At 69.1% G+C, this 6,345-nt stretch carries 5 protein-coding genes; all 5 read left to right on the top strand.

From position 1 onward, the window contains the following. A partial coding sequence (locus tag ACK4HL_RS09480) for a UDP-N-acetylmuramoyl-L-alanyl-D-glutamate--2,6-diaminopimelate ligase (protein WP_409759181.1) occupies positions 1-1,281 on the top strand: 1,281 nt, incomplete at its 5' end. After that, positions 1,274-2,698, top strand: coding sequence for a UDP-N-acetylmuramoylalanyl-D-glutamyl-2,6-diaminopimelate--D-alanyl-D-alanine ligase (locus ACK4HL_RS09475; RefSeq protein ID WP_409759178.1), 1,425 nt, complete (start codon positions 1,274-1,276; stop codon positions 2,696-2,698). The genes ACK4HL_RS09480 and ACK4HL_RS09475, both read left to right, overlap by 8 nt. Next, positions 2,698-3,786, top strand: coding sequence for a phospho-N-acetylmuramoyl-pentapeptide-transferase (gene mraY, locus ACK4HL_RS09470; protein WP_409759175.1), 1,089 nt, complete (start codon positions 2,698-2,700; stop codon positions 3,784-3,786). The genes ACK4HL_RS09475 and mraY overlap by 1 nt, the downstream gene beginning before the upstream one ends. A 3-nt stretch (positions 3,787-3,789) precedes the next feature. Then, positions 3,790-5,211, top strand: coding sequence for a UDP-N-acetylmuramoyl-L-alanine--D-glutamate ligase (gene murD / locus ACK4HL_RS09465; RefSeq protein ID WP_409759172.1), 1,422 nt, complete (start codon positions 3,790-3,792; stop codon positions 5,209-5,211). Next, positions 5,198-6,340, top strand: coding sequence for an FtsW/RodA/SpoVE family cell cycle protein (locus ACK4HL_RS09460; RefSeq protein ID WP_409759197.1), 1,143 nt, complete (start codon positions 5,198-5,200; stop codon positions 6,338-6,340). The genes murD and ACK4HL_RS09460 overlap by 14 nt, the downstream gene beginning before the upstream one ends. Positions 6,341-6,345 lie beyond the last annotated feature (5 nt).

The following is a 6,345-nucleotide window of genomic DNA, read 5'->3' as shown; positions in this document are numbered from 1 at the left end:
GGCGCGGTGGCGGTGATCGCGGGGGAGGGCGCGCAAGCCGCCGGCGTGCCGGTGATCCGCTCTTCGAATCCGCGCCGCCTCTTCGCGCGCATGGCGGCGCGCTGGTTCGGCAGGCAGCCCTCCACCATCGTCGCCGTCACCGGCACGAGCGGCAAGACCTCGGTCGCCAGCTTCGTGCGCGAGATCTGGACCGCGCTCGGGCTCCCCGCGGCGAGCCTCGGCACGGTCGGCGTCGTCTCGCCGGCGGGCACGGTCGAGCTGGCGCATACGACGCCGGACGCGATGAAGCTGCAGGAGATCGCCGCGGGACTGGCGGACGACGGCGTGCAGCATCTGGCCATCGAGGCGTCGAGCCACGGGCTCGACCAGTACCGGCTCGACGGCCTCGCGATCAGGGCGGCGGGCTTCACCAATCTCTCGCACGACCATCTCGACTATCACCCCAGCGTGCAGCACTATTTCGACGCCAAGATGCGGCTGTTCGATGAGCTGCTCGAGGCGGACGGCGCCGCCGTCGTCAACGTCGACACGCCGCGTGGGCAGGAAGCCGCACGGCGGGCGAAGGCGCGCGGTCTCGATCTGTGGAGCGTCGGCGAGGAGGGCGAGACGATCCGCATACGGAGCGTCACGCGTCGGCTCGGCAGCCAGCACATCGACGTCGACATCAGGGGGCGGCGTCACGCGGTGGAACTGCCGCTCGTCGGCGACTTCCAGGTGTCGAACGCGCTGATCGCGGCCGGGCTTGTGATCGCCACGGGCGGCGAGGAGGCGCAGGTGGTCGACGCGCTTTCCTCGCTCAAGGGTGCCAAAGGCCGGCTCGAGCTCGTCGGGCGGGCCAGGACGGGAGCGCCGGTCTTCGTCGACTATGCGCACAAGCCCGACGCGCTGGAGAACGCCATCCGCTCGCTCCGGCCCTACACGAAGAACCGGCTCCACGTGGTGTTCGGCTGCGGCGGCGACCGCGACAAGGCCAAGCGCCCCATCATGGGCGAGATCGCGACGAGGCTTGCCGACAAGGTCTACGTCACGGACGACAACCCGCGGGGCGAGGACCCGGCCGCGATCCGCGCCGCCATCATGGAAGCGGCACCCGGCGCGGTCGAGATCGGCAACCGCGCGCAGGCGATCCGCGCAGCCGTCGCGGCGCTCGGGGAGGGCGACGTGCTGATGGTGGCCGGCAAGGGCCACGAGGAGGGACAGAAGATCGGCAAGCAGGTTCTGCCCTTCAGCGACCATGAAGCCGTGAAGGCCGCAATCGAGGGGCGCGATTATCATGGCTGAGGTCCTGTGGACCGTCGACGAACTCCTGAAGGCCACCGGCGGCAGGCTTCATGGCAGGGTGGAGAAGCCGCTTGCCGCCGTGTCGATCGACTCGCGCGCGGTGAAACCGGGCGACCTCTTCGTGGCGATCCGCGGCGAGCGCCATGACGGGCATGATTTCGTGGCCGTCGCGCTGAAGGCCGGCGCCGGGCTGGCGCTCGTCTCCCGCGTCAGCCCGGAGATGACGGCGGCGGGCCCCGTGCTCGAGGTGGCGGATGATCCGCTGAGAGGCCTCGAGAGCATGGGCCGTGCCGCGCGCGCCCGCTGCCACGGCAAGGTCGTGGCCGTGACGGGGAGCGTCGGCAAGACCTCCACCAAGGAAATGCTGCGCGTGGCGCTCTCCGCATCGGGGCAGACACACGCCTCCGCCGCTTCCTTCAACAATCACTGGGGCGTGCCCCTGACTCTCGCCCGCATGCCGCGCGAGACCGCCTATGGCGTGTTCGAGATCGGCATGAACCATGCGGGCGAGATCACGCCGCTCGTCGCCATGGTGAAGCCCCACGTGGCGATCATCACGACGATCGCCGCCAGCCACCTCGGCAACTTCGATTCGCTCGACGGCATCGCGGATGCCAAGGCGGAGATCTTCTCCGGCGTGGTGCCGGGCGGGCATGCCGTCATCAGCCGCGACACGCCCTATTTCGAGAGGCTTTCCGCCGCGGCGCGGGCCTGCGGCATCACGAACGTCGTCTCCTTCGGCAGGCACCCGCAGGCGGAGGTGCGGATGGATCGCGTGGCGCTCCACGCCGACTGCTGCTGCGTCACGGCAGACGTGATGGGCGAGCCGCTCATCTACCGGCTGGGGCTTCCGGGCGAGCACATGGCGGTGAACAGCCTCGCGGTCCTCGCGGCGGTGAAGCTCGCCGGCGCCGATCTCGCGCGGGCCGCCCTCGCCCTCGCGGCGGCCGAGCCCGCCAAGGGCCGCGGCGTGCGCGAGCGGCTCGCGATCAATGGCGGCGAACTCCTCCTGATCGACGAGAGCTACAATGCCAACCCGGCTTCCGTTGCGGCGGCCCTGGGGCTCCTCGGTGCGGCACAGCCCGGCAAGGGCGGGCGGCGCATCGCGGTGCTGGGCGACATGCTCGAACTGGGCGAGCAGGGACCGGCCCTCCATGCCGGGCTTTTCGAGCCCATGGACGCCGCGGGGGTGGATGTCCTATACGCCGCCGGTCCTCTGATGGCGAATCTGTGGGAGCGCGTGCCGGGGCGGCAGCGCGGTGCCCACGCGGAAACCTCCGAAGCCCTGAAAGATCGGCTTCTCGCAGGTCTCAGGCCCGGCGACGTGGTGATGGTCAAGGGTTCGCTCGGCAGCCGCATGGGCCCGCTGGTAGAGGCGATCAGGGCGGCGCACCCGCCCCTTGCCAAGGAGACCTGATGCTTTTCCTTCTGCTGACGAGCCTCGCCGACGAAGTCTCGCTCTTCAACGTCTTCCGCTACCAGACGACGCGCACCGGGCTCGCCGTGCTCACCGCGCTCATCTTCGTCTTCCTGTTCGGCCCGCGCATCATCTCGCTCCTCAAGGTGAAGCAGGGGCGCGGCCAGCCGATCCGCTCCGACGGGCCGCAGCGCCACATCGTGGAAAAGCAGGGCACGCCCACGATGGGCGGGCTGATGATCCTCTCCGGCATCTTCGTCGGCACGCTGCTCTGGGCGGACCTGCGCAACCTCTATGTCTGGGCCGTGCTGTTCGTGACGCTGGGCTTCGGCGCCATCGGCTTCTACGACGACTTCCTGAAGGTCACCAAGGCCTCGACCAAGGGGTTCTCCGGCAAGGTGCGGCTGCTCGTGGAGTTCGCCATCGCCGGGGCGGCGGTCGCCATGTTCATGTGGATCGGCGAGAAGCCGCTCGCCACCTCGCTCGCGGTGCCCTTCTTCAAGGACGTGCTCATCCCCTTCGGCATCTTCTTCATCTTCGTCGGCATGTTCGTGGTGGTGGGGGCGGGCAATGCCGTCAACATGACGGACGGGCTCGACGGGCTCGCCATCGTGCCCGTGATGATCGCCGCGGCGAGCCTCGGGCTCATCGTCTATCTCGTCGGCAACTTCAACTTCTCCAACTATCTCGAACTTCACTTCGTTCGCGGCTCGGGCGAGCTCGCCGTCATTTGCGGCGCCATTGTGGGCGCGGGGCTGGGCTTCCTGTGGTTCAACGCGCCGCCCGCCATGATCTTCATGGGCGACACCGGCTCGCTGTCGCTCGGCGGCGCGCTGGGCGCCATCGCGGTGGCGGCCAAGCACGAGATCGTGCTCGCCATCATCGGTGGGCTCTTCGTGCTGGAGACGGCGTCCGTCATCATCCAGGTCGCCTCCTTCAAGATGACCGGCAAGCGCGTCTTCGCCATGGCGCCGCTGCACCATCACTTCGAGCAGAAGGGCTGGAAGGAGCCCACCATCGTCATCCGCTTCTGGATCATCGCCATCGTGCTGGCGCTGATCGGGCTTTCGACCCTGAAGCTGAGGTAGGCCTTGTTCCCCGCCGCCACATTCGATGGGAAGAGCGTCGCGGTGTTCGGCCTGGCCCGCTCGGGCACGGCGGCGATCGAGGCCCTGCGGCTCGGTGGGGCCGAGGTTCACGCCTGGGACGATTCAGCGCCCGCCGTCGAGAAGGGCAGGGCCGCGGGGCTGCCCATCAGCGATCTGCACGAACTCGACTTCTCGCGGCTCGATGCCCTGGTGCTGAGCCCCGGCGTGCCGCTCACCCATCCCGAGCCGCACTGGACGGTGCTGAAGGCCCGCCATGCCGGGATCGAGGTCATCGGCGACACCGAGATCTTCGCGCGCGAGGCGGCGGCGGCGGGTGCCCGCATCGTCGGCATCACCGGAACCAACGGCAAGTCCACCACCACCGCCCTCACCGGCCACGTGCTGGCCGAGGCGGGGCTCGACGTCGATGTCGGCGGCAACATCGGCAAGGCGGTGTTCCTGCTGCGCCCGCCCGCGAAGGGCCGCGTCTATGTGCTGGAGCTCTCCTCCTTCCAGATCGACCTGATGCCGGGGCTGAAGCCCGACGTCGGCATCCTCACCAACATCACGCCCGACCATCTCGACCGCCACGGCAGCATGGAGAACTATGCGGCCGTCAAGGCGCGCATGTTTGCCAGGCAGGGGCGGGGCGACACGGCACTCTGCGGCGTCGACGATCCCTGGTGCGCGGCGGTCGCGCGCCAGGCCCGCGCCACCGGTGCGGATGTGCGCGAGGTTTCCGTCACGCGCGAACTCGCGGACGGAATTTCCGCGCCCGACGGCGTGCTCAGCGACAGGCGCTCGGGCGTGGCAAAGGCGGAGATCGACCTCCGCTCCATGCCGGCCCTCAGGGGCCGCCACAACTGGCAGAACGCCGCCATGGCTTATGGCGCGGCGAGGGCGCTCGGCGTGGAGACCGCAAGGATCGCCGCCGCGATGAAGAGCTTTCCGGGCCTCGCGCACCGCATGCAGCAGGTGGGGCGGGTGGACGGCATCGCCTTCGTCAACGACTCCAAGGCCACCAATGCCGACGCGGCGGAGAAGGCGCTCTCTTCGTTCGAGAACATCTACTGGATCGCCGGCGGCATCGCCAAGGCGGGCGGCATCGCGCCGCTGAAGCCGCTGTTTCCGCGCGTGGCGCGCGCCTACCTCATAGGCCAGGCGGCGGCAGAATTCGCCTCGACTCTGGGCGGCGCCATGCCGGTCGAGGATTGCGGCACGCTGGAGAAGGCCGTGGCCGCAGCGCTCCGGGATGCGCGGGCCGAGAAGAGGCCGGGTGCGGTGGTGCTGCTCTCGCCCGCCTGCGCCAGCTTCGACCAGTATCCCAATTTCGAGGTGCGGGGCGATGCCTTCGTCAAGGCCGTCTCGCAGCTTCCAGGTGTGGACATGACAATCACAGGAGACGCCCATGCTGCTCGGACGTAGCGACCGCGGCCTTCTCGCCCAGTGGTGGTTCACGGTGGACCGCGGGCTGATGTTCGCCGTGCTCCTCCTCATGGCTTCCGGCGTGCTCGTGAGCATGGCGGCGAGCCCGCCGGTGGCGGACCGCATCGGCGTCGACACGTTCCATTTCATCAAGGGCCAGCTGTTCTATCTCTTCCTCGCGGTGCCGCTCCTGGTGGCAATCTCGTTCTTTCCGCCGCGGCTGGTGCGCCGGGCGGGGCTGCTCATGTTCTTCGCGGCGCTGGCGCTGATGGTGGCCGCCCTGTTCTTCGGCCCCGAGATCAAGGGTGCACACCGCTGGATCGACGTCGGGCCCATCAACCTGCAGCCCTCGGAACTGGCGAAGCCCAGCTTCGTCGTCGTCGCCGCATGGTTCCTCGCGGAGCACACGCGCCGGCCCGACATGCCGGGCCATGCGGTGGCCTTCCTGTTCGCCGTGCTGTTCATCGGCCTCCTCGTGATGCAGCCGGATTTCGGCCAGACGGCGCTCGTCGTCCTCACCTTCGGTTCGATGCTGCTGATCTACGGCATCTCGTGGATCACGGTGCTGGGCCTCGCGGCACTCGGCATCGCCGGGCTCTATGCGGCCTATCTGATGGTGCCGCACGTCCAGTCGCGCATCGACCGCTTCCTCAGCCCCGACAAGGGCGACACCTTCCAGGTCGACACGGCCATGCAGGCCTTCCGGAACGGCGGCTTCATGGGCGCGGGGCCGGGCGGCGGCGAGGCGAAGCTCGTTCTGCCGGACGCCCACACCGACTTCACCTTCGCCGTGGTCGGCGAGGAGTTCGGCCTCATCGCCTGCCTGCTGCTGATGGCGCTCTTCGCCTTCATCGTGCTGAAGGTGCTGGTGCGCGCCAAGGCCGAGCCTGACCCCTTCGCGGCGCTGGCCTTGAGCGGACTGGCGCTGGTCTTCGGCTTCCAGGCGGTGATCAACATGGGAGTGAACACGGCACTGCTTCCAGCCAAGGGCATGACGCTTCCCTTCATCTCCTATGGCGGCTCCTCGCTCATCGGCATGGCCTTCGGCATGGGGCTGGTGCTGGCGCTGGGGCGGCGGCGCTTCGGTGCCGGCTCACATGTGAAGCCGCTCAGCCCGGCCTACGCCTGAGGCGC

It is taken from the genome of Aestuariivirga sp. (genome assembly GCF_046294715.1).
In the GTDB taxonomy this organism is placed as follows: Bacteria; Pseudomonadota; Alphaproteobacteria; order Rhizobiales; family Aestuariivirgaceae; genus Aestuariivirga.
The sequence above is the reverse complement of the archived record's forward strand: the minus strand, read 5'-3'. Positions and strand labels throughout refer to the sequence as shown.